This window comes from Mycobacterium zoologicum (assembly GCF_020181635.2).
Taxonomy (GTDB): domain Bacteria; phylum Actinomycetota; class Actinomycetes; order Mycobacteriales; family Mycobacteriaceae; genus Mycobacterium; species Mycobacterium zoologicum.
In genome coordinates this window covers 93,804-113,655 of the sequence record NZ_JAYJJS010000004.1, presented here as the reverse complement: position 1 = coordinate 113,655, position 19,852 = coordinate 93,804, and the positions used below count along the sequence as shown (strand labels likewise).

20 protein-coding genes are annotated in these 19,852 nt (G+C 68.3%); 6 read left to right on the top strand and 14 right to left on the bottom strand.

Annotated features, from left to right (window positions below):
* Positions 1-111 precede the first annotated feature (111 nt).
* Genes K6T84_RS04750 through K6T84_RS04725 form a run of 6 tightly spaced genes read left to right on the top strand, consistent with a single transcriptional unit; the run spans position 112 to position 6,293 of the window.
* On the top strand, positions 112-906 hold the full coding sequence (locus tag K6T84_RS04750; RefSeq protein ID WP_225400440.1) for an enoyl-CoA hydratase-related protein: 795 nt from the start codon (positions 112-114) through the stop codon (positions 904-906).
* Positions 907-928: 22 nt separating this feature from the next.
* The gene (locus K6T84_RS04745) at positions 929-1,663 is read left to right on the top strand and encodes an SDR family NAD(P)-dependent oxidoreductase (RefSeq protein WP_225400441.1); all 735 of its coding nucleotides are present in this window, start codon (positions 929-931) and stop codon (positions 1,661-1,663) included.
* Between the two features lie 7 nt (positions 1,664-1,670).
* The gene (locus tag K6T84_RS04740; RefSeq protein WP_225400442.1) at positions 1,671-3,341 is read left to right on the top strand and encodes a class I adenylate-forming enzyme family protein; all 1,671 of its coding nucleotides are present in this window, start codon (positions 1,671-1,673) and stop codon (positions 3,339-3,341) included.
* Entirely contained in the window at positions 3,338-4,513 is a 1,176-nt protein-coding gene (locus K6T84_RS04735) for an acyl-CoA dehydrogenase family protein (protein WP_225400443.1), read from the top strand. Before K6T84_RS04740 ends, K6T84_RS04735 begins: the two co-directional genes overlap by 4 nt.
* Before the next feature lie 11 nt (positions 4,514-4,524).
* Positions 4,525-5,667 (top strand): acyl-CoA dehydrogenase family protein, encoded by a 1,143-nt coding sequence (locus tag K6T84_RS04730; RefSeq protein ID WP_224861874.1) that lies wholly within the window; start codon positions 4,525-4,527, stop codon positions 5,665-5,667.
* Positions 5,667-6,293, top strand: a complete 627-nt coding sequence (locus K6T84_RS04725) for a TetR/AcrR family transcriptional regulator (protein WP_225400444.1) — start codon at positions 5,667-5,669, stop codon at positions 6,291-6,293. Before K6T84_RS04730 ends, K6T84_RS04725 begins: the two co-directional genes overlap by 1 nt.
* Here the strand turns inward: K6T84_RS04725 and K6T84_RS04720 are convergent.
* The 14 genes from K6T84_RS04720 to K6T84_RS04655 all read right to left on the bottom strand — a co-directional run bounded on the left by K6T84_RS04720 (position 6,266) and on the right by K6T84_RS04655 (position 19,499).
* The gene (locus tag K6T84_RS04720) at positions 6,266-6,919 is read right to left on the bottom strand and encodes a CoA transferase subunit B (RefSeq protein ID WP_224861878.1); all 654 of its coding nucleotides are present in this window, start codon (positions 6,917-6,919) and stop codon (positions 6,266-6,268) included. The two genes, K6T84_RS04725 and K6T84_RS04720, sit on opposite strands and share 28 nt — an antisense overlap.
* A complete protein-coding gene (locus tag K6T84_RS04715; RefSeq protein WP_225400445.1) occupies positions 6,916-7,749 on the bottom strand; it encodes a CoA transferase subunit A in 834 nt (277 codons plus the stop codon). Before K6T84_RS04715 ends, K6T84_RS04720 begins: the two co-directional genes overlap by 4 nt.
* Entirely contained in the window at positions 7,746-8,516 is a 771-nt protein-coding gene (pcaD, locus tag K6T84_RS04710; RefSeq protein ID WP_225400446.1) for a 3-oxoadipate enol-lactonase, read from the bottom strand. The genes K6T84_RS04715 and pcaD overlap by 4 nt, the downstream gene beginning before the upstream one ends.
* The gene (locus K6T84_RS04705; RefSeq protein ID WP_225400447.1) at positions 8,513-9,736 is read right to left on the bottom strand and encodes an acetyl-CoA C-acetyltransferase; all 1,224 of its coding nucleotides are present in this window, start codon (positions 9,734-9,736) and stop codon (positions 8,513-8,515) included. Before K6T84_RS04705 ends, pcaD begins: the two co-directional genes overlap by 4 nt.
* Positions 9,737-9,837: 101 nt before the next feature.
* Positions 9,838-10,293, bottom strand: coding sequence for a DUF732 domain-containing protein (locus tag K6T84_RS04700; RefSeq protein WP_225400448.1), 456 nt, complete (start codon positions 10,291-10,293; stop codon positions 9,838-9,840).
* On the bottom strand, positions 10,290-11,600 hold the full coding sequence (locus K6T84_RS04695) for a PPE family protein (protein ID WP_329786652.1): 1,311 nt from the start codon (positions 11,598-11,600) through the stop codon (positions 10,290-10,292). The genes K6T84_RS04700 and K6T84_RS04695 overlap by 4 nt, the downstream gene beginning before the upstream one ends.
* A gap of 157 nt (positions 11,601-11,757) precedes the next feature.
* Positions 11,758-12,042, bottom strand: coding sequence for a WXG100 family type VII secretion target (locus tag K6T84_RS04690; RefSeq protein ID WP_329786651.1), 285 nt, complete (start codon positions 12,040-12,042; stop codon positions 11,758-11,760).
* Between the two features lie 17 nt (positions 12,043-12,059).
* A complete protein-coding gene (locus K6T84_RS04685; protein WP_329786650.1) occupies positions 12,060-12,356 on the bottom strand; it encodes a WXG100 family type VII secretion target in 297 nt (98 codons plus the stop codon).
* A gap of 37 nt (positions 12,357-12,393) precedes the next feature.
* On the bottom strand, positions 12,394-12,693 hold the full coding sequence (locus K6T84_RS04680; protein ID WP_329786649.1) for a PE family protein: 300 nt from the start codon (positions 12,691-12,693) through the stop codon (positions 12,394-12,396).
* Positions 12,694-12,807: 114 nt separating this feature from the next.
* Positions 12,808-14,157, bottom strand: a complete 1,350-nt coding sequence (locus tag K6T84_RS04675; protein ID WP_329786648.1) for a PPE family protein — start codon at positions 14,155-14,157, stop codon at positions 12,808-12,810.
* Entirely contained in the window at positions 14,157-15,476 is a 1,320-nt protein-coding gene (locus tag K6T84_RS04670; RefSeq protein ID WP_329786647.1) for a PPE family protein, read from the bottom strand. The genes K6T84_RS04675 and K6T84_RS04670 overlap by 1 nt, the downstream gene beginning before the upstream one ends.
* A complete protein-coding gene (locus K6T84_RS04665) occupies positions 15,476-16,825 on the bottom strand; it encodes a PPE family protein (RefSeq protein ID WP_225400450.1) in 1,350 nt (449 codons plus the stop codon). The genes K6T84_RS04670 and K6T84_RS04665 overlap by 1 nt, the downstream gene beginning before the upstream one ends.
* 5 nt (positions 16,826-16,830) lie before the next feature.
* A complete protein-coding gene (locus K6T84_RS04660) occupies positions 16,831-18,171 on the bottom strand; it encodes a PPE family protein (RefSeq protein ID WP_329786646.1) in 1,341 nt (446 codons plus the stop codon).
* Between the two features lie 2 nt (positions 18,172-18,173).
* Entirely contained in the window at positions 18,174-19,499 is a 1,326-nt protein-coding gene (locus K6T84_RS04655) for a PPE family protein (protein ID WP_329786645.1), read from the bottom strand.
* Positions 19,500-19,852: the final 353 nt, after the last annotated feature.

Sequence of the window (19,852 nt, the reverse complement as noted above, 5' to 3'; positions counted from 1 at the left end):
ACCGCCTGACAGCGCTTGACACCCGATCCGGCAGAAATATACATTCGGCGGAATTGAATGATCATTCATTGTTGATGAACAATCTCTCATCGGCCCGACTCAGGAGATCCTGTGACCGTCTACGAAGACATCACCTACGAGGTCGACGGCCCCGCCGCCGTCATCACGATCAACCGCCCGCACCGCTACAACGCCTTCCGGGGCCAGACGGTCGAAGAGCTGATCAAGGCGTTCCGGGCGGCCTGGGCCGATACCCGGGTCGCGGCGATCATCTTGACCGGGGCCGGCGAGAAGGCCTTCTGCACCGGCGGTGATGTCAAGCAGCGCGCCGAGACCGGTGACTACGGCCCCACCGAGAGCGGCATGTTCGAGATCGGCTACCTGCACAAGCTGATTCGCGATGTGCCCAAGCCGGTGATCGCCGCGGTCAATGGTGTCGCCGTCGGCGGCGGCCACGTGCTGCACGTGCTCTGCGACCTCTCGATCGCCTCACCGAACGCGAAGTTCGGCCAGGCCGGCCCCCGCGTCGGATCGTTCGACGCCGGATTCGGGTCGGCGTATTTGGCCCGGGTCGTCGGGGAGAAGCGGGCGCGGGAGATCTGGTATCTGTGCCGCCAGTACGACGCCGCCACCGCCGAACGCTGGGGGCTGGTGAACTGGGTGGTCCCGGCCGAGCGCCTGCTCGACGAGGCGAAGGCGGTTGCCGCCGAGATCGCCGAGAAGAGTCCGACCGCACTGCGTTTCCTCAAGCAGTCGTTCAACGCCGACACCGACCACCAGGCCGGATTGAGCAACATGGCGATGTCGGCACTGGAGATCTTCGTCCACACCGATGAGGGCAGGGAGGGCGCCGCGGCGTTCGCCGAGAAGCGGCCCGCGGACTTCGGCCAGTTCGTCACGGCCTGACAACGAGAACAGGAGCACCCCCATGAGCGCAACGATTGCCCTGGTGACCGGCGCCGGCTCGGGCATCGGCAAGGCGATCGCGCTGGCCTTTGCCGCGCAGGGCGACCTGGTGGTCGCCGCCGATCTGGACCTGGCCGCCGCCGAAGCCACCGCCGGGCAATATCCGGGATTGATCACCGCGCTGCCGGTCGATATCGCCGACCGCGCCCGGGTGAACGAGCTGCGGGACCGTACCCACGCCGAAGTCGGCGTGCCCACCGTCGTCGTCAACGCCGCCGGCTGGGATCGCACCGACCAGTTCCTCAACGCCACAACCGAATTCGCCGAGAAGGTGGTGGCGATCAACTACCTCGGTCCGGTGCACGTGTGCAGCGAGTTTCTGCCCGGGATGATCGAGGCCGGCGGCGCCGGGCGGATCGTGAACCTGGCCAGCGACGCCGGGCGGGTCGGCAGCGCCGGTGAGACGATCTACGCGGGCGCCAAGGGCGGTGTCATCGCGCTGACCAAGTCGTTGGCCCGGGAGATGGCGCGGCACCAGATCACCGTCAACTGCGTCTGCCCCGGCCCCACCGACACCCCGCTGTTCGCCGCCCAGCCCGAGAAGCTGAAAGAGGCTCTGGTCAAAGCGATTCCGTTTCGGCGACTGGCCCGGCCCGAGGAAGTCGCCGCGCCGGTGCTGTTCTTCGCCTCGGACGCCGCGTCGTTCATCACCGGTCAGGTGATCAGCGTCAGCGGCGGCCTCACCATGGCCGGCTGATGCGACCATGACCGCCGGCTACGACCCGAGCGTCTACCGGACGTTCTTCGAGCGGGACTTCACCTATCTCAACGGGTTTCGCCGTAACACCGCCCGGTACGGCGACCGCCCGGCGCTCTGCGATCCCGACAGCGGGTATCAGCTGACCTACGCCCAGCTCGGCGCCCGGGTCGACCGACTTGCCGCCGGGCTGCTGGCCGTGGGCGCCGGACCCGGCGAGGTGATCGCCTACCAACTGTTCAACGGCCCGGAGTTCGCCGAGCTCTATCTGGCCACGCAGGCCGCGGGAAGGGTCGGATCACCGATCAATTACCGGCTGGCCGCCGGCGAGGTGGCCCACATCCTCGACACCAGCCGGCCGGGGGTGTTCGTCTACGACGGCCGGCAGGCGCCGGTGCTCGGCGAAGCGCTGGACCGTGCGACGCATAGGCCGGCGGTGATCGTGGCCGTGGGTGACGCCGAGCCGATCCGGGTTTCGGGCTCGACGGTGCTGCGCTACGCCGAACTGCCCGCCGACCAGTCGCTGCCCGACTGCGGTCGTACCGTCTGGGATGAGACCACCCGGCTCTACACCTCGGGGACCACCGGCATGCCGAAAGCGGTGCCGCTCAACGGCATGATCGAGATATTCTCCGCCCACGACGTGATCATGCACTTCCCGCTGACCGCCGAGGACGTCACGCTGAACATGACGCCCTGGTTTCATCGGGGCGCATTGTATTCGGGCGGGCCCAATCCCACGTTCTACGTCGGCGGGCAGGTCGTCTCGATGAGCGGTTTCGACGCCGACCGCACCCTGGACGCGGTCGCCGGGCGCGGCGTCACGTTCCTGATCGGTGCGCCTACCAATCTCGCGTTGCTGGCCGCGGCGCAGCAGGACCGCCCGCGGGATCTATCCAGCCTGCGTGGAATCGTCACGATGGGCGCCCCGCTGGAGCGCGACGCGGCGCTGCACTACCAGCAGGTGCTGCACCCGCGGATCTTCAACGGCTACGGCAGCACCGAGGGTTTCTGGAACACCTTCCTGCGTCCGGCCGATCTGCCCGAGCACGCCGGCAGTGCCGGACGGGCCTGCACCGACGACGACGTGCGGGTGGTGCGGCTGCACCCGGATCGGCTGGCCGGCCCCGACGAGCTGGTCGCAGCCGATGGCCACGATGTCGGCGAGGTGATCGTGCGCTCACCCAAGTGCAGCGTGACCTATCTCGACGCCTCGGAGTCACAGCAGCAGAAGTTCCGCAACGGGTGGCTGCACATCGGCGATCTGGCCACCTGGGACACCGACGGATACCTCACGATCGTGGGCCGCAAGGACGACATGTTGGTCTCCGGCGGCGAGAACGTCCACCCGATTGCGGTCGAGGAAGCCATCAACACCCATCCGGGAGTGCGGGATTCACTGGTGGTCGGGGTGCCGCACCCGAAGTGGGGGCGGATGGTGGTGGCCTACATCGTCGCCGGCCGGCCGGCTCCCAGCGCTGAGGACCTCGACGACTTCTGCCGCAACCATGCAATGCTGTCGACGTTCAAGCGACCCCGCGCCTACCGTTTCGTCGACATGCTGCCGGTGTCGGCCACCGGCAAGAAGCTGCACCATCAGGCAACCGTCAGGGCCGCCGAGGAATTCGCCGCCGGCGAGTTCATCCGGCCCACATCCACAGTAAGGACGCCCCGATGACCACCCCCTCCTTCGACGCGCTCGACCCGCTGAGCCTGGATTCGCTGCTGTCCGACGACGAGATCGCGGTGCGCGACACCGTCGCGAAGTTCTGCGCCGAGCACGTGTTGCCGCACGTCGGCGAGTGGTTCGAGATCGGCGACCTGCCCGCCCGCGAGCTCGCGCGGGAGTTCGGCAAGCTCGGTCTGCTGGGGATGCACCTGCACGGTTACGGCTGCGGCGGGGCCTCGGCCGTGCACTACGGACTGGCCTGCACCGAACTCGAGGCCGCCGACTCCGGCATCCGCTCGCTGGTGAGCGTGCAGGGCTCGCTGGCGATGTTCGCGATCTACAACAACGGCTCCGAGGAGCAGAAGCAGCACTGGCTGCCGGGCATGGCCAGCGGGGAGCTGATCGGCTGTTTCGGGCTGACCGAACCCGACGTCGGCTCCGACCCGGCCGCCATGAAGACCCGGGCCCGCCGCGACGGCTCCGACTGGATACTCAACGGCCGCAAGATGTGGATCACCAACGGATCCATCGCCGACGTCGCGGTGGTATGGGCAGCCACCGACGACGGCATCCGCGGCTTCATCGTGCCCACCGACACCCCCGGATTCAGCGCCAACACGATTCACCACAAACTGTCGCTGCGCGCCTCAATCACCAGCGAACTGGTGCTCGACGACGTGCGACTGCCCGCCGAGGCGATGCTGCCGCAGGCCCGCGGCGTCCGGGGCCCGCTGGAGTGCCTGTCCGAGGCACGTTATGGAATCATCTGGGGCGCAATGGGTGCCGCCCGATCCGCCTGGCAGGCCGCCCGCGACTACGCCACGGCGCGCATCCAGTTCGGCAAGCCGATCGCCGGTTTCCAGCTCACCCAGGCCAAACTCGTCGACACCGCCGTCGAGTTGCACAAGGGCCAGCTGCTCTCGCTGCACCTGGGGCGACTCAAGGACTCCGTCGGGCTACGACCCGAGCAGGTCAGCTTCGGCAAGCTCAACAACACCCGCGAGGCGATCGAGATCTGCCGCACCGCACGAACCATCCTGGGCGGCAACGGGATATCGCTGGAGTACCCGGTGATCCGGCACATGGTCAACCTGGAGTCGGTGCTGACCTACGAGGGTACTCCCGAGATGCACCAGCTGATCCTCGGCAAAGCCTTCACCGGGCTTGCGGCATTCGACTAGGAGCAACTGCCATGGCACTGACCTACACGCCCGAACATCAGCACTTCCGCGAGATGGTCGCCGACTTCGTGCAGCGGGTCGTCGTCCCGGCCCACGAGGACTGGGAACGGTCCAGCGCGTGGGACCGGTCGCTGTTCACGCGGGCCGGCGAACTCGGCCTGCTGGGCTTCCCGGTTCCCGAAGAGTTCGGCGGGCCGGGCGTGCACGACTACCGCTACCACGCGATCGTCATCGAGGAGTTGCAGCGCGCCGGAGCCGCCGCCGAGGCCATCGCGATCTCGCTGCAGAACGACGTGGTGCTGCCGTATCTGACCGATCTGACCACACCCGAGCAGCAGCGGCGCTGGCTGCCCGGGGTGGTGACCGGCCAGACCGTGCTCGGTATCGCGATGACCGAGCCCGGCACCGGCAGCGACTTGGCGGGTATCCGCACCACCGCCCGCCGGGACGGTGACGAGTACGTGGTCAACGGCGCGAAGACCTTCATCTCCAACGGCCAGACCGGTGATCTGTTCGTGGTCGCGGTGCGCACCGGCGAAGACCGGCACCGGGGCCTGTCGCTGCTGGTGGTCCCCGGCGACACCCCGGGCTTTCACCGCGGACGCAATCTGGAGAAAATCGGCCTGCACGCCCAGGACACCTCCGAGCTGTCGTTCACCGACATGCGGGTGCCGGCCGACAACCTGCTCGGCGCCGAAGGCCAGGGCTTCTATCAGCTGGTGCGCAACCTCCCGCAGGAGCGGCTGTCGCTGGGGGTGGGCGCGGTAGCCGCGGCCGAGGGTGTACTCGCCGAGACCCTCGACTACGTCAAGTCGCGCCAGGCGTTCGGCTCCCCCATCGCGAGCTTCCAGAACACCCAGTTCGTGCTCGCCGAGATCGCCACCGAACTCGATGTGGCCCGCACCTTCCTCGACGACTGCATCGCCGAACACCTCGACGGCAGGCTCACCGCGGCACGGGCCGCCAAATTGAAGTGGTGGACCACCGACCTGCAGTTCCGCACCGCGGACCGCTGCCTGCAACTGTTCGGCGGCTACGGCTACATGCGCGAGTACCCGGTATCACGGGCGTTCGTCGACGCCCGCATCCAGACCATCTACGGTGGCACGAACGAGATCATGAAGACGATCATCGCCAAGGATCTGGGAATCTGATGACCACCGACTATGGCCGGCTGCCAGTCGAGGAGGCGGTGCGCGCGGCACGCACCGATTCACGGCGCCGCCAGATCCTCGATGCCGCGGTCAAAGTCATGCAGCAGACCGGGTTTCACCAGATGTCGATGCAGGACCTGGCTACCGAGGCCGACGTCAGCGTCGGGCTGATCTACAAGTACTTCGGCGGCAAGGAGGATCTGCTGCTGGCCACCATCGTGCGGATCCAGGAGGCGTTCTCCGATCAGCTCGCCCCGGTGATCGCCGCGGCCGGTCCCGATCCGGTCGCGCAGTTGACCGCCGGCATCCGGCGCTACATCGAGATCGTCGACGAGAATCTGGACGCGGTGGTACTGACCTATCGAGAAAGCCGCACCCTGGACACCGCGGGGCGTGCCCAGATCAAGGAACTCGAAATCGCCAGTGCCGCACCGCTTCGCGGCGTGATCGAGGCGGGGATCGCCGCGGGAACATTCTCCAAGGTCGATGTGGATCTGATGGTCTTCGACATCATGCTGCTAGCCCACGGTTGGGCGCTCAAGCACTGGCACTTCGGCGAGTTGTACAGTCTCGACGACTACATCGGCCTGCAGACCCGCTACGCGCTCAATTCGCTGCTGCGCTGAGGCGTGACCGGTGCCCCGGTTTTCGCCACCACGTCGTCGTAGCTGACCCCCGGTGCCAGTTCCACCACCGCGAAACCGCTGCCGGTGACGTCGAACACCCCGAGGTCGGTGATCACCCGGCTCACCACGCCGCGACCGGTCAGCGGCAAGTCGCAGCTGGTAACCAGTTTGGCGGCACCGGTTTTGGTGACGTGATCGGTGAGCACGATCACCCGTTCTACACCGCTGACCAGATCCATCGCGCCGCCCATGCCCTTGACCATGGCGCCGGGCACCATCCAGTTGGCCAGGTCGCCGTTGGCGGCGACCTGCATGGCGCCCAGCACGGCCGCGTCGACGTGTCCGCCGCGGATCATCGCGAAGCTGGTCGCCGAGTCGAAGAACGATGCCCCGGGCAGCACGGTGACGGTCTGCTTGCCGGCGTTGATCAGGTCCGGGTCGACGTCGTCGTCGTACGGGAACGGTCCCACCCCGAGGATGCCGTTCTCGGCGTGCAGCGTGATGGTCGAATCCTCGGGCAGGTAACCGGGTATCAGCGTCGGCAGCCCGATTCCGAGGTTGACGTAGTCGCCGTCGCGCAATTCGCGTGCCGCCCGGGCGGCCATCTGGTCGCGAGTCCAGCTCATCGGGTTGCCTCCCGCGCCCGTGCCTGATTGCCCGCCTCCTCAGCGGGCTCGTGCCTCGCCCGCGTCGTCACCGGCCGGATCGTCCGCTTCTCGATGTCCTTGCGGGCGGCCTGCTGCGGGGTCAGCTCCAGGATGCGCTTGACGAAGATGCCCGGCAGGTGGATCGAATCGGGTTCCAGCTCACCGACTTCCACGACCTTTTCCGCTTCGACGATCGTGATCCGACCGGACATGGCGGCCGGCGGATTGAAATTGCGTGCCGCCGCATGGAATCGGCAGTTGCCGGCCTTATCGGCCACCGCCGCGCGCACCAGCGCGTAGTCGGTGACGATGCCCTCTTCGAGCACCATGTCGGTGCCGCGGAAATTGCGCACCTCCTTGGGAGGCGAGGCGATGGCGATACCGCCGTCGGTGCCGTACCGCCAGGGCAGGCCGCCGTCGGCGACGGCGGTCCCGACCCCCGTGGGGGTGAAGAAGGCGCCGATGCCGCTGCCGCCGGCGCGCATCCGTTCGGCCAGGGTGCCCTGCGGAGTGAGTTCGACGGTGAGTTCACCGGACAGGTACTGGCGGGCGAATTCCTTGTTCTCCCCGACGTAGGAGGCGATGACCCGGCTGATGCGCCGCGCGTCGAGCAGCAGGCCCAGTCCGGCGCCGTCGACCCCGCAATTGTTGGACACGATGGTCAGATCCGTTGCGCCCTGCGCCAGCAGCGCCTCGATGAGAAACCACGGGATGCCGGCCAGCCCGAAACCACCGACGGCCAGGCTGGCGCCGTCGCCGATGTCGGCGACCGCCGCGGCAGCCGAGTCCACCACTTTGTTCAGTGTCATGACTGCTCCAGGTGTTCGATGAGGGCGGGCGTGATGATCTCGGGCCGTTCGGCGTTGGCCAGATGCGCGGCGCGGGCAACGACCAGCAGTCGGCCGTCTTGGACACCGGTTGCGATCTCGTCGAGTTTGTCCGGCGGGGTGGCCGGATCGTCGGCGCCGGCGATGGCCAGGGTGGGCGCGGCGATGGACGCCAGGTCGGCGCGTAGATCCATGCCGGCGATCACCTCGCAGCATCCGGCATACCCCTCGGCCGGTGTCGCCGCGACCATCGCCTCGCTCTCGGCACGCACATCCGGGTGCGCGGCAAGGTATTCCGCGGTGAACCAGCGCTGCACGACGGCGGCGGCGACACTGCCGCTTCCGTTGGCACGCACCGTCGCGGCCCGTTCCTGCCATGCCGTTGCCGGTGCTAGCTGAGCCGCCGTGCACAACACGGCCAACCGGTCGACCCGCTCGGGGTTGCGGGCCGCTACCCGCATTGCGGTCATCCCGCCCAGGGACAGTCCGACCAGGTGCGCGCGTCGCACATCGAGGCGGTCCAGCAGGGCGATCACGTCGTCGGCCAGGTCGTCGATCGTGTACGGGCCGGCCGGCACCGGGGAGCCGCCGTGGCCGCGGGTGTCGTAGCGCACCACCCGGAATCGCCGCTCCAGTTCGGACACTTGGGCGTCCCACATCCGATGGGTGGAGCCCAGCGAGTTGGACAGCACCACCACCGGGCCGGCTTCGGCGCCGCTGATGACCGCGTGCACCGCGACGGGGCTCATCGGAGCGCCTCGAAGACCGCGGCCAAGCCCTGACCGCCGCCGATGCACATGGTCTCCAGGACGTAGCGGGCATCGCGGCGGCGCGCCTCGTGGGCTGCGGTGGCGAGGATCCGGGCGCCGGTGGCACCGATCGGGTGACCGAGGGAGATCCCGGATCCGTTGGGGTTGAGCCGCTCGTCGAGCGGGTCGACTTTCCATTCCGCCAGTACCGCCAGCACCTGGGCGGCGAATGCCTCGTTGAGTTCGATCAGGTCGATCTCGTCGAGACTGAGCCCGGCCCGGTCCAGCGCAGCGGCGGTGGCATCGACCGGACCGATCCCCATGGTCTCGGGGGAGCAGCCGGTGACCGCCCACGATCGCAGCGCCAGAAGCGGTGTGAGGTCGCGCTTTTCGGCCTCGTCGGCAATGGTGACCACGCACATCGCGGCGCCGTCGTTCTGTCCGGAGGCGTTGCCGGCGGTGACGGTGGACGCCGGATCGGCCCCTAGCCGGATCGGCCGCAGCTTCGCGAGCCGCTCGACGTCGATGTCGGCGCGCGGATGTTCGTCGTGGTCGACGAGCACGTCGGGTTCACCCCGTTTGCCGGCAATGGTCACCGGGACCAGTTCGTCACCGAAGCGGCCCTCCTGGTGCGCCACGACGGCCCGCTGGTGCGAGCGCACCGCCAACTCGTCCTGCTCGGTGCGGGAGATGTCATAGCGGGCACGCAGGTTCTCCGCGGTCTCGATCATGCCGCCGGCGATCGGGTGGTTCGCACCGCCGGCCGTTTCACGCGCCCGGTCCAGGCGGTCCATCAGCGCGATGCCGCCCTGCCGGACCCGCGAGCGCAGCCCCACCGCGTAGTGCTCGACGTTCGACATCGATTCCGCGCCGCCGGCGATCACCAGCCGGGCCGCGCCGGTGGCGATCTGGCCGGCGGCGTACAGCACCGCCTGCAGGCCGGCGCCGCAGCGGCGGTCGACCTGGGCGCCGGGCACGCCGACACCGAGTCCGGCGTCCAGTGCGGCGATCCGGCCGATCGCCGGTGCCTCGCCGCTGGGATAGCCGTTGCCGAGCAGGACGTCATCGACGTCGCCTTCGCCGAGTCCGGTGCGGCGTACCAGCTCGCGCAGGACGGTGGTGGCCAACGCGGTCGCCGACAGTGCCGCCAGCGCCCCGCCCATCCGGCCGACCGGAGTTCGCAGCGGCTCGCAGATCACAATATCGCCGGACTTGGTCATGCATCCACCGTAACTACCAGCGGTAATATTTTAAAATATTAATTATTGGTGGATTGATAGAAATTATTTATCATTCTTCGGTTGGGAGCTGCGCCACCGTCTTACCCCCGGAAGATCCCTATTGCCCGAACTTCTCGCGCTTGGAGTGCGACGCCCTGCATGGTGTCCGCGAGATGCTGGGGGCAGTACGCGTGCAGGGCAATCGCGATGAACAGCCGCGCACGTTCTGACGTCAATTCCTCGTTGTGCTTCTGCAGCGTCGCAACCAGCGCTTTTTCCGACTTGCCCTGATCGGCGTAATCGCACATCGTCTGGCCGGCTGTGATGCTCTTCCCCGCGTCGCTGTAGGTGATTCCGGCTGCGTGCAGAGCGGCGAGAAAAGCCGCGTCGACGGCGGTGGACGGGTCGTCGTCGGGGGAACCGTTCGCCGGCGCGACGGCACCGATGACACCGGGCACAAACAGGAGTGCCAGGACGCAGTTCAGCAGGATCCGGGCAAAACAACGGCCGCGCGATATTTCCGCGGTGGCGACCGCACCGCCGATGGTGGGTCTCATGCGTTGCCCGCCTTCACTTTTCTGATGACTGACGCCGCCGAACTTCTGAGCCGGTCGCGCCGCACCCTCATTTCGGTCACCTTCCAACGCAGGTGGTTGAGCTCGTCGCGCTGGCGCTGCACGTCCTGTTCGCCTGCCGCCGCCGCGCGGTCTTCTTCCCCGCCGGCCGTCGCGAGGGTCCGTGCGCCCGCGGCGCCGGTACGCGTGTCGGCGCCCCGGCCCGCGTTCACCAGGCCGCCCATCGGCGGGATGGCGCCTATCGAGCCCATCGTCGCCTCGGGCAGGCCCCCGATACCGGCCATTGGCAGTGCGGCGGCGACCTGGCGGATCCCCTGGGGCACTGCACTCCACGCCTGCGGCACCGACAGGCCGCCGGCCGACGCGGCGCGACCCAGACTCGCCGACACCTCGGCTCCGCGTGCAGCCCACCCGGCGCTGCCTTCCGCAACGGCCGTGCCCGCGAGGGTGGCGGCGGGCGACGCCGTCCCGGACACCGACGATGTCAGGCCGACGGCCCACGGATTCAGCGCAGTCCAGACATAGTTCGCCAACGTCGCCCCCGCGGTGGGAAGCAGCATGGAGCCGAACTCGGTGCCGACCGAGTTGAGCCCCAGGCTTTGCATGAAGCTCATGAACGGTCTCATCTCGCCGGTGAATTGCTCGAACCCCTGAACGAGCGGACTGGTCAGGAACTCCAGCAGGGTATTCGCGTCAGCCGCGGTCCCCGTTGCGGCCGACTGGGCGACTGCGCCGGCTTGGGCGCCGGCACCGGCCGGGTTGGTGGTCTGCGGGGCCGCGCTCAGCGCACCCGAATCAGGGGTCGCCGCAGCGGAACCGGCCGCATACGTCTGCATCGCGACCACATCCTGCGCCCACATCTGCTCGTAATCAGCCTGATTCGCAGCGATCGCAGCATTGTTCTGCCCAAGGATGTTGCCACTCGTCAGCGACGACAACGCAGCCCGATTAGCAGCGATCACCGGCGGCGGCACCGTCGCCGCAAACGCCGCCTCATACGCCGCCGCCGCAACCCTGGCCTGCCCAGCAGTCACCGCAGCCAGCGCAGCCGTAGCATCCAACCACGCCGAAAACGGCTGCGCCGCAGCCGACATCGCCACCGCCGAACCACCCTGCCACGGCCCATCAGTCAGCGTCGTCGTCACCGACCGATACGAACCCGCCGCCGACGTCAACGCCGCCGCCAACCGATCCCACCCCGCCGCAGCCGCCAACAACGGCGCCGAACCCGCCCCGGAATACATCCGCGCCGAATTCACCTCCGGCGGCAACACCGCAAAACCGGTCATCAGCGCATCGCCTTCCGCATCAGGCGCTCCATCGCGTCGTAATTCATTGCCGGATAGTCCAACTCATCGCAAATCTGGTACGGCACCGGCGGGTTTCTCGGTGCGGCCGGGCGGTTGCCACGGCCACACCGAGACCCACGTGCTGCGTTCCGAGACATCAGGCCCAGCTGGAGCCGACGCTCGCGTCGGTGTTGGCCATGTTGTTGCCGGCCGACTGGACCTTCTGGCCGTGGGAGTTCGCCTGCTCGTAGATCACCGCGAAGTTGCGGCCCAACTGCGTCACGAACTCCTGGCAGGCCACCGAACCGGCGCCGCCCCAGAAGTCGCCGGCGGCGAGCACGTCGTGCACGATCGCCTGGTGCTCGGCCTCCAGGGAGGCCGCCTGGGCGCGGATCAGCGCACCGTGGGCGTCGACGTCACCGAACTGATAATTGATGCTCATGTCGTGAATTCCTTTGCTCAGCTGGACAGGATCTGCTGCGATGCAGCTTCCTGGGACTCGTAGTGGTTGGCGTCGCGGATCAAACCGTCACGCACGTTGTGCAGCATGTTCACAATGTTGCGGAACGCGGTCTGCATCTGGCCCATCGTGTCCAGCGACCGCATCGACGCCTGTCCGCTCCAGCCGGCGCCGGCGATGTTCTGGCTCGACGCCCACATCCGGCGGGACTCGTCCTCCACGGTCTGCGCATGAACGTCGAAACGCCCCGCCATTGAACGCATTGCGTCCGGGTCGGTCATAAAACGTGTTGTCACTTCTTCTTCTCCCTAAATGTGTTGGTGTGGAAACTGATTACCCGGCGGCGGCGGCGTTTGCGGCTTCGGCCGCCGCATAGGATCCGGCGCTGGTGTGCAATGTTGCGACGAACTGCTCGTGGATCGCCGTGGCCTGGGCCATGATCGACTGATACAGCTGCGCGTGGGCGGCGAACTGCACGCTCGTCATTGCCGACACCTCGTCAGCGGCGGCGGGCGCAATCTGAATCGTCGGAGTGGCTGCCGCCGTGTTCTCGCTGAGCAGTATCGAACCGATGTTCTGCAGCTGACCTGCGGCCTCGTCGAGAAGCTCGGGCTGCGTGGTGACAAACGTCATGATTTTTCCTTTCGAAATTGTCGCTGGTCTGTTTCGAGCCGATTGGTCCGTCGTGTGGCTGTCGCTTCGAGATCGACGGACAGTGCGCCGCGGACGTCAATGATTAGCGATATGTCATCGGCCTCCCGCCTTGATCATCGAAGCGACGGAGCACTCCAGTGCCTCTTGCTGTTGCGACATTTCGGCCACCGCACGCCGCATTCTGTTCAGTTGATCGCGCCCGCTCAGTGCGTTCTGGACGTCCTCGACCAGGGCCGACCGATACTCGGCATCGGCTTCCAGGCCCGCCGTTCCGGCAGCCGGCCTGGCCGATGCGGCACCGGTTCGCCTCCTGGACCGGGCGTTTCGCGGGACGTTGACCACACCGACCATCGGGGGGACATGACTGAGCCAGCCATGTTTGGTCTCCAGCCCCGCTGCGGGCAGGGCGGTCAGACTCGCCGGTAGCGTTGCGGAGGCGAGCCGGACGCCCTGCGCCGACCCGGCCCAGGACGGGGGGACCGACAGCTCACCGACCGGCGCTGCGCGGCCCGCCGCCGCCGACACCTCGGCAACGGTCACCCGCATCGCGGGGGGTGCAGCCGCCGGGGACGCGGCGCCGGCATACGAACCCGCCAAGGTGAATTGCTGTTTACCCCCGGATGTCGAGGACGCCAGCTCCGGCATTCCTGACGTGATCATCATGAAGGAATGCATGGCGGCGGTAGCCCCCATCGCGGGTGTCGTCGAGGCCATCGACAGGGCACCGCCGAGCCCGGTTGCTCCACCGTAGGCCATCGTGAAGCCGTTGAGGTGTCCCCACAGCGACTCGGCGCCGGTGACGAAGGGGCTGTTCAACATCGATTCCAGCGGGTTGTTGTTCAAGAAGTCCGCGAGCGAGTTGTCCGCGGTGCTGGCCGCCGGGGCGGCGGTGCCGGCCTGACTGCCGGCGGGGTTGGTGGTCTGCGGGGCCGCGCTCAGCGCACCCGAATCAGGGGTCGCCGCCGCCGAACCGGCCGCATAGGTCTGCATCGCGACCACATCCTGCGCCCACATCTGCTCGTAATCAGCCTGATTCGCAGCGATCGCAGCAGTGTTCTGCCCAAGGATGTTGCCACTCACCAGCGACGACAACGCAGCCCGATTAGCAGCGATCACCGGCGGCGGCACCGTCGCCGCAAACGCCGCCTCATAGGCCGCCGCCGCAACCCTGGCCTGCCCAGCAGTCTGCGCAGCCTGCGCAGCCGTAGCATCCAACCACGCCGAAAACGGCTGCGCCGCAGCCGACATCGCCACCGCCGAACCACCCTGCCACGGCCCATCAGTCAGGCTCGTCGTCACCGACCGATACGAACCCGCCGCCGACGTCAACGCCGCCGCCAACCGATCCCACCCCGCCGCAGCCGCCAACAACGGCGCCGAACCCGCCCCGGAATACATCCGCGCCGAATTCACCTCCGGCGGCAACACCGCAAAACCGGTCATCAGCGCATCGCCTCCCTCGTCAGGCGCGCCAACTCATCGCAACCCGTTGCCAAATCGGCCAACTCACCACGGAGCTTGTGCAGCTCGTCTTGTTCCCGTTGGTTCAGTCCGGTGACGGTGAGTGCTATGTCCAGCACCGACCGGTTCTGCTCGGCATCATCGGCGTCGGCTGCACCGGGGTGTCGCACCGGCACGGTGCCGCCGGCGCCGGCGCGCTGACGCCCGGCGGCTTTCACCGGGCTGTTGACCATGCCGGCCACCGGTCCACCCATGACCGGCGGAACCATCCCCGCCGACGGCAAGGCCGGTGTCGACACGATCGGTGAACTCGCGGCGGGCATCGCCGCACCGGCAAGCCGGACATCACCGGACGCCACCCCCCATGACGGCGGCACCGACAGTTTGCCGACCGGCACCGCACGGCCCGTACTCGCCGATGCGGCCGGTGCGGCTGCGTTGGCCAGGGTGGCCACCGACCCGCCGGTGGTCGTCGACGAGGCCAGCCCGGCTCCGGTCGCCGCTCCCATCGCGGCCGTGGGTCCCAGCATCGTCACTTTCCCGCTGAGCAGATATAGCGGGAACATCGCCAGTTGGGAGCCCTCACTGGAAAGACCTGTTCCCGTCGTCTGAAGCAGTAGGGCCCCGGCGCTGTTGAAGAAGCCATCCAACCCCTGCACTGTCGCGTTCTGCAGCAGCGGGCTGTTCGCCATCTCCCCGAACGGATTCCAGTCCAGGATCGATGATCCGGTCTGAGCGGCCGCACCGGCTTGGGTACCGGTGCCGGCGGAGTTGGTTGTCTGCGGGGCCGCGCTCAGCGCACCCGAATCAGGAGCCGCCGCAGCGGAACCGGCCGCATAGGTCTGCATCGCTGTGACGTCCTGCGCCCACATCTGTTCGTAATCCGCTTGATTCGTCGCGATCGCAGCGGTGTTCTGGCCGAGAACATTGCCGTTCACCAGCGTCGACAACGCAGCCCGATTGGCAGCGATCACCGGCGGCGGCACCGTCGCCGCAAACGCCGCCTCATACGCCGCCGCCGCAACCCTGGCCTGCTCCGCAGTCACCGCAGCCTGCGCAGCCGTAGCATCCAACCACGCCGAAAACGGCTGCGCCGCAGCCGACATCGCCACCGCCGAACCACCCTGCCACGGCCCATCAGTCAGCGTCGTCGTCACCGACCGATACGAACCCGCCGCCGACGTCAACGCCGCCGCCAACCGATCCCACCCCGCCGCAGCCGCCAACAACGGCGCCGAACCCGCCCCGGCATACATCCGCCCCGAATTCACCTCCGGCGGCAACACCGCAAAACCGGTCATCAGCGCATCGCCTCCCGCATCAGGCGTGCCATCGCGTCGTAATCCGTTGCCAGATAGTCCAACTCATCGCGGAGCCGCAGCATCTCCTCTTTTTCGCGATCGCTGAGTCGGCCGGCGACCACCGGGACGCCCTGCGTCCACCGGTTCGAGCCGGCTTCATCGGCACTGGTCGTGCCGCGACCTTGCGGCGTCGCGGTGAAGTTGGATAGGGACCGCACGCGGGCGTCGGATTTCTGCGGGGTGTTGACCATGCCGCCCACCGGTCCGCCCATGACCGGCGGGACCATCCCGGGCGACGTCATGGGCGGTGCGGCCAGGGCCGGTGTGCCCGGAACCGGCGTCGCCACCGCGACGAGCCGGACATCCTGCGCCGCCGTCGCCCACGACGACGGCACCGACAGCTTGCCGAGCGGCACCGAGTTGCCCACACCCGCCGACACGGGCGGCTGCTGCACGCCGGCCAGGGTGCCGATCGAGACGCCTTCGGTCGTCGCCGAGGCCAAGCCGGCGCTGCTCGCCGCTCCCATCGCGGCTCCGGTTCCCAGCATCGCCACCTTGCCGGTGGTGAGGTAGAGCGGGATGAAAAACGTCTCGACGGCGAACGCGAGCAGCCCGGGCGGCGCACTCTGCAGAAGCAGCGCCCCGACCTCGTCGAAGAAGCCGTTCAGGCCCGCGATCGTCGGGTTGTTCACCAGCGGACCGTTGACTATCGGCGAGAACGGGTCCCAGTCCAGCAGCGATGACATGGATTGGGACGCTGTCGCGGCGGCGGACTGGGCGACCGAATGCGCGGCGGCCGCGTGTCCACCAGCGGCGGTGGGGCTGGTGACCTGCGGTGCGGCGCTGAGCGGGGTCAGCTGGGTGGCAGCCGCCGAGTTACCGCCGTAGCTGTACATCGCGGCGGCATCCTGAGCCCACATCTCGGCGTACTCCGCTTGGTTCGCCGCGATCGCCGGCAGGTTCTGCCCGAAGAAGTTCGTCGCCACCAGCACGGCCAGCGTCGTACGGTTGGCGGCGATCGCCGGCGGCGGCACCGTTGCCGCGAACGCCGCCTCATAGGCGGCGACCGCTGACCATGCCTGGCCGGCGACCGCCTCGGCCTGCGTCGCGGTCGCTGTCATCCAATCCGCGTAGGGAATGGCGGCGGCCGCCATCGAGATCGAAGCCGGACCTCGCCAGGAGTTCTCCCCCAGCTCCGATATCACCGTCCGATATGCGGCTGCCGCTGAGCCCAGCGCCGTCGCCAACCGATCCCAGGCCGCCGCCGCCGCCATCATCGGAGCCGAGCCCGCTCCCACATACATCCGCCCCGAGTTCACCTCGGGAGGCAGCATTGCGTAATCCAACATGACCGTTACCGGATCGCCTCTCTGATGGAACGGGCTGCCGCATCTCGCCGCTCCATCGATTCCGCCACCGCACGACGCAGCTGCTCAAGCTCCCGCAGTTCGCGTTCACTGAGCCCAGCCGCCGCGTCTTCGGCACCCAACGCCGACTGCTGTCGGGCACGCTCACCGCCGCCGCCCTCCCTGGCGAGCTGTGGAATCACGGTGGCGTTGTCGGTGCGTACGCCCGGGGCGCCGACGCTCGGTGCGCCGGCGATGCCGCCCATCGGCGGGATTCCGCCGAGCCAGCCGCCCGGTGCGGCCATCCCACCGCCGAGCGCACCCGCCGAACTCGCGGTCGCCGACGCAAGGCGCACCGCGCCGGCCGGCGCTGCAGGCCACGCCGGTGGTGCGGAAAACCCACCGACCGCTGTGGCTCGCCCCATGCCGGCCGACACCCGGCCGCTCTCCGCGCCGGAAGCGTTGAGTGCGGGTCCCGGTGAGCTCGCCAGGGTGAACTGCTTCCCCCCCTCGGACACCGCAGACGCCGCGAAGACCGGGACCGCGCCGGTGGCACCGAGAAATGTCTGGAATCCGGAGATTCCGGGGATAGCGGCGAACCCGGATGCGCTCAGTGCCGCCTCGGCCAGCGGGGTCGGAATGGACAAGCCGAGCGTGCCGTAGAACGGATCCAGCACGGGGAAAAGCGTATTGAAGGCTTGGACGGCGTCGCTGTCGAGGAAATCCTGTATCGGGTTGTCGTTGTTCAGGAGGTCTGCCAGTGCGTTGGACGCGGTGCCGGCCGCTGGGGCGGCGGTGCCGGCCTGACTGCCGGTGGGGTTGGTGGTCTGCGGGGCCGCGCTCAGCGCACCCGAATCAGGGGTCGCCGCCGCCGAACCGGCCGCATAGGTCTGCATCGCGACCACATCCTGCGCCCACATCTGCTCGTAATCAGCCTGATTCGCAGCGATCGCAGCAGTGTTCTGCCCAAGGATGTTGCCACTCACCAGCGACGACAACGCAGCCCGATTAGCGGCGATCACCGGCGGCGGCACCGTCGCCGCAAACGCCGCCTCATACGCCGCCGCCGCAACCCTGGCCTGCCCAGCAGTCACCGCAGCCTGCGCAGCCGTAGCATCCAACCACGCCGAAAACGGCTGCGCCGCAGCCGACATCGCCACCGCCGAACCACCCTGCCACGGCCCATCAGTCAGGCTCACCGTCACCGACCGATACGAATCCGCCGCCGACGTCAACGCCGCCGCCAACCGATCCCACCCCGCCGCAGCCGCCAACAACGGCGCCGAACCCGCCCCGGAATACATCCGCGCCGAATTCACCTCCGGCGGCAACACCGCAAAACCGGTCATGATCATCGCCGTCCCGCGGTCGGCCGCAGACCGGCCATTCCGAGCAATGAGTCGGCCGAACGCTCGAGCGCGTCGCGTTCCTTCGCCAAATCCGCCAGCAGTTCACGCAATTGGTCGAGTTCCGCACGCTCATCCGGCGTGTGCTCATCGCCGGCGGCTTGGCCGGACCGCGCCGGGCGGCCCGCGGCGTCACCGGCCGGCTTGGCCTGCTCCGGATGTCCGCCCGCGCCGGATCGCCCTGCGGGTCGCGGCTGGCCGCCACCTGCGGAGTTGACCATGCCGGCCACCGGCGGTATGCCGCCGAGCATGCCGCCCGGGGCAGCCGCTCCGACTTCCGCGACGCCCGCAGCCGGCAGCGCCTTCGCTGCAAGGCGAATCGTTTCCGGCGCGGTGGCCCACGTCGGTGGCACCGACAGTCCGCCGACCGGCGTCGCCCGGCCCAGTCCTGCCGACATGGCCGATCCGTAGGAGGCCGCGGAGGTGGGCGCCGACGCACCGACCAGCGCCTGAGCCGGCGCGGCGGTGGTCACCGACGAGGACAGGCCGACGCCGGCACCGCCGGCCATCACTGTCGTGCCGAAAGCCTTTGCGGCCGTCTCGGCGCCGGCGATGGTCGGAGTCAGAAACATCAGTTCCCAGAAGGAGAACCCATCTGCGCCGATGGGGAGGTCTTCCCAGGCGGTCACGCTTCCGATGAACGGACCCAGCGCCGCGAGGGTGGGATCGGAGGCGATCTGCTGGGCCCACTGGGTCAGCGGGCCCGGGTCGGCTGCGGCGGTGCCGGCCTGACTGCCGTTGGGGTTGGTGGTCTGCGGGGCCGCGCTCAGCGCACCCGAATCAGGGGTCGCCGCCGCCGAACCGGCCGCATAGGTCTGCATCGCGACCACATCCTGCGCCCACATCTGCTCGTAATCAGCCTGATTCGCAGCGATCGCAGCAGTGTTCTGCCCCAAGACGTTGCCACTCACCAGCGTCGACAACGCAGCCCGATTAGCGGCGATCACCGGCGGCGGCACCGTCGCCGCAAACGCCGCCTCATACGCCGCCGCCGCAACCCTGGCCTGCTCCGCAGTCACCGCAGCCTGCGCAGCCGTAGCATCCAACCACGCCGAAAACGGCTGCGCCGCAGCCACCATCGCCACCGCCGAACCACCCCGCCACGGCCCATCAGTCAGGCTCACCGTCACCGACCGATACGAACCCGCCGCCGACGTCAACGCCGCCGCCAACCGATCCCACCCCGCCGCAGCCGCCAACAACGGCGCCGAACCCGCCCCGGCATACATCCGCCCCGAATTCACCTCCGGCGGCAACACCGCGTATTCCATCGCAGCGTCTATCTGCTAACTGGACGGAATCTGCTGCGGCGCAGATTCCTGCAGCTCGTAATGGCCGGCGGCGCGAGTCAGCCCATCGCGTTCCGGCTCGGTTGTGACGAACATTTGCTGATCCCTTCCGTTCGGCACCCGTTCCTCCAGCCCGCCGCATCAGCTGTGTCCTGGAGCACCCTGGAATGCAAAAGTAGTGCAGTCCACTTTGAACTGTCCAAGAGCTAATTCAACGTGATTCATAAATAAATTTGATCAATTGACGACCGGTGTGAAGGCGCGGGACACCACCGACGACGCCCCGACCCGGCCCCTGGACGGTCGCGGCGACCGGTTGAGGCCGATGACGCAGG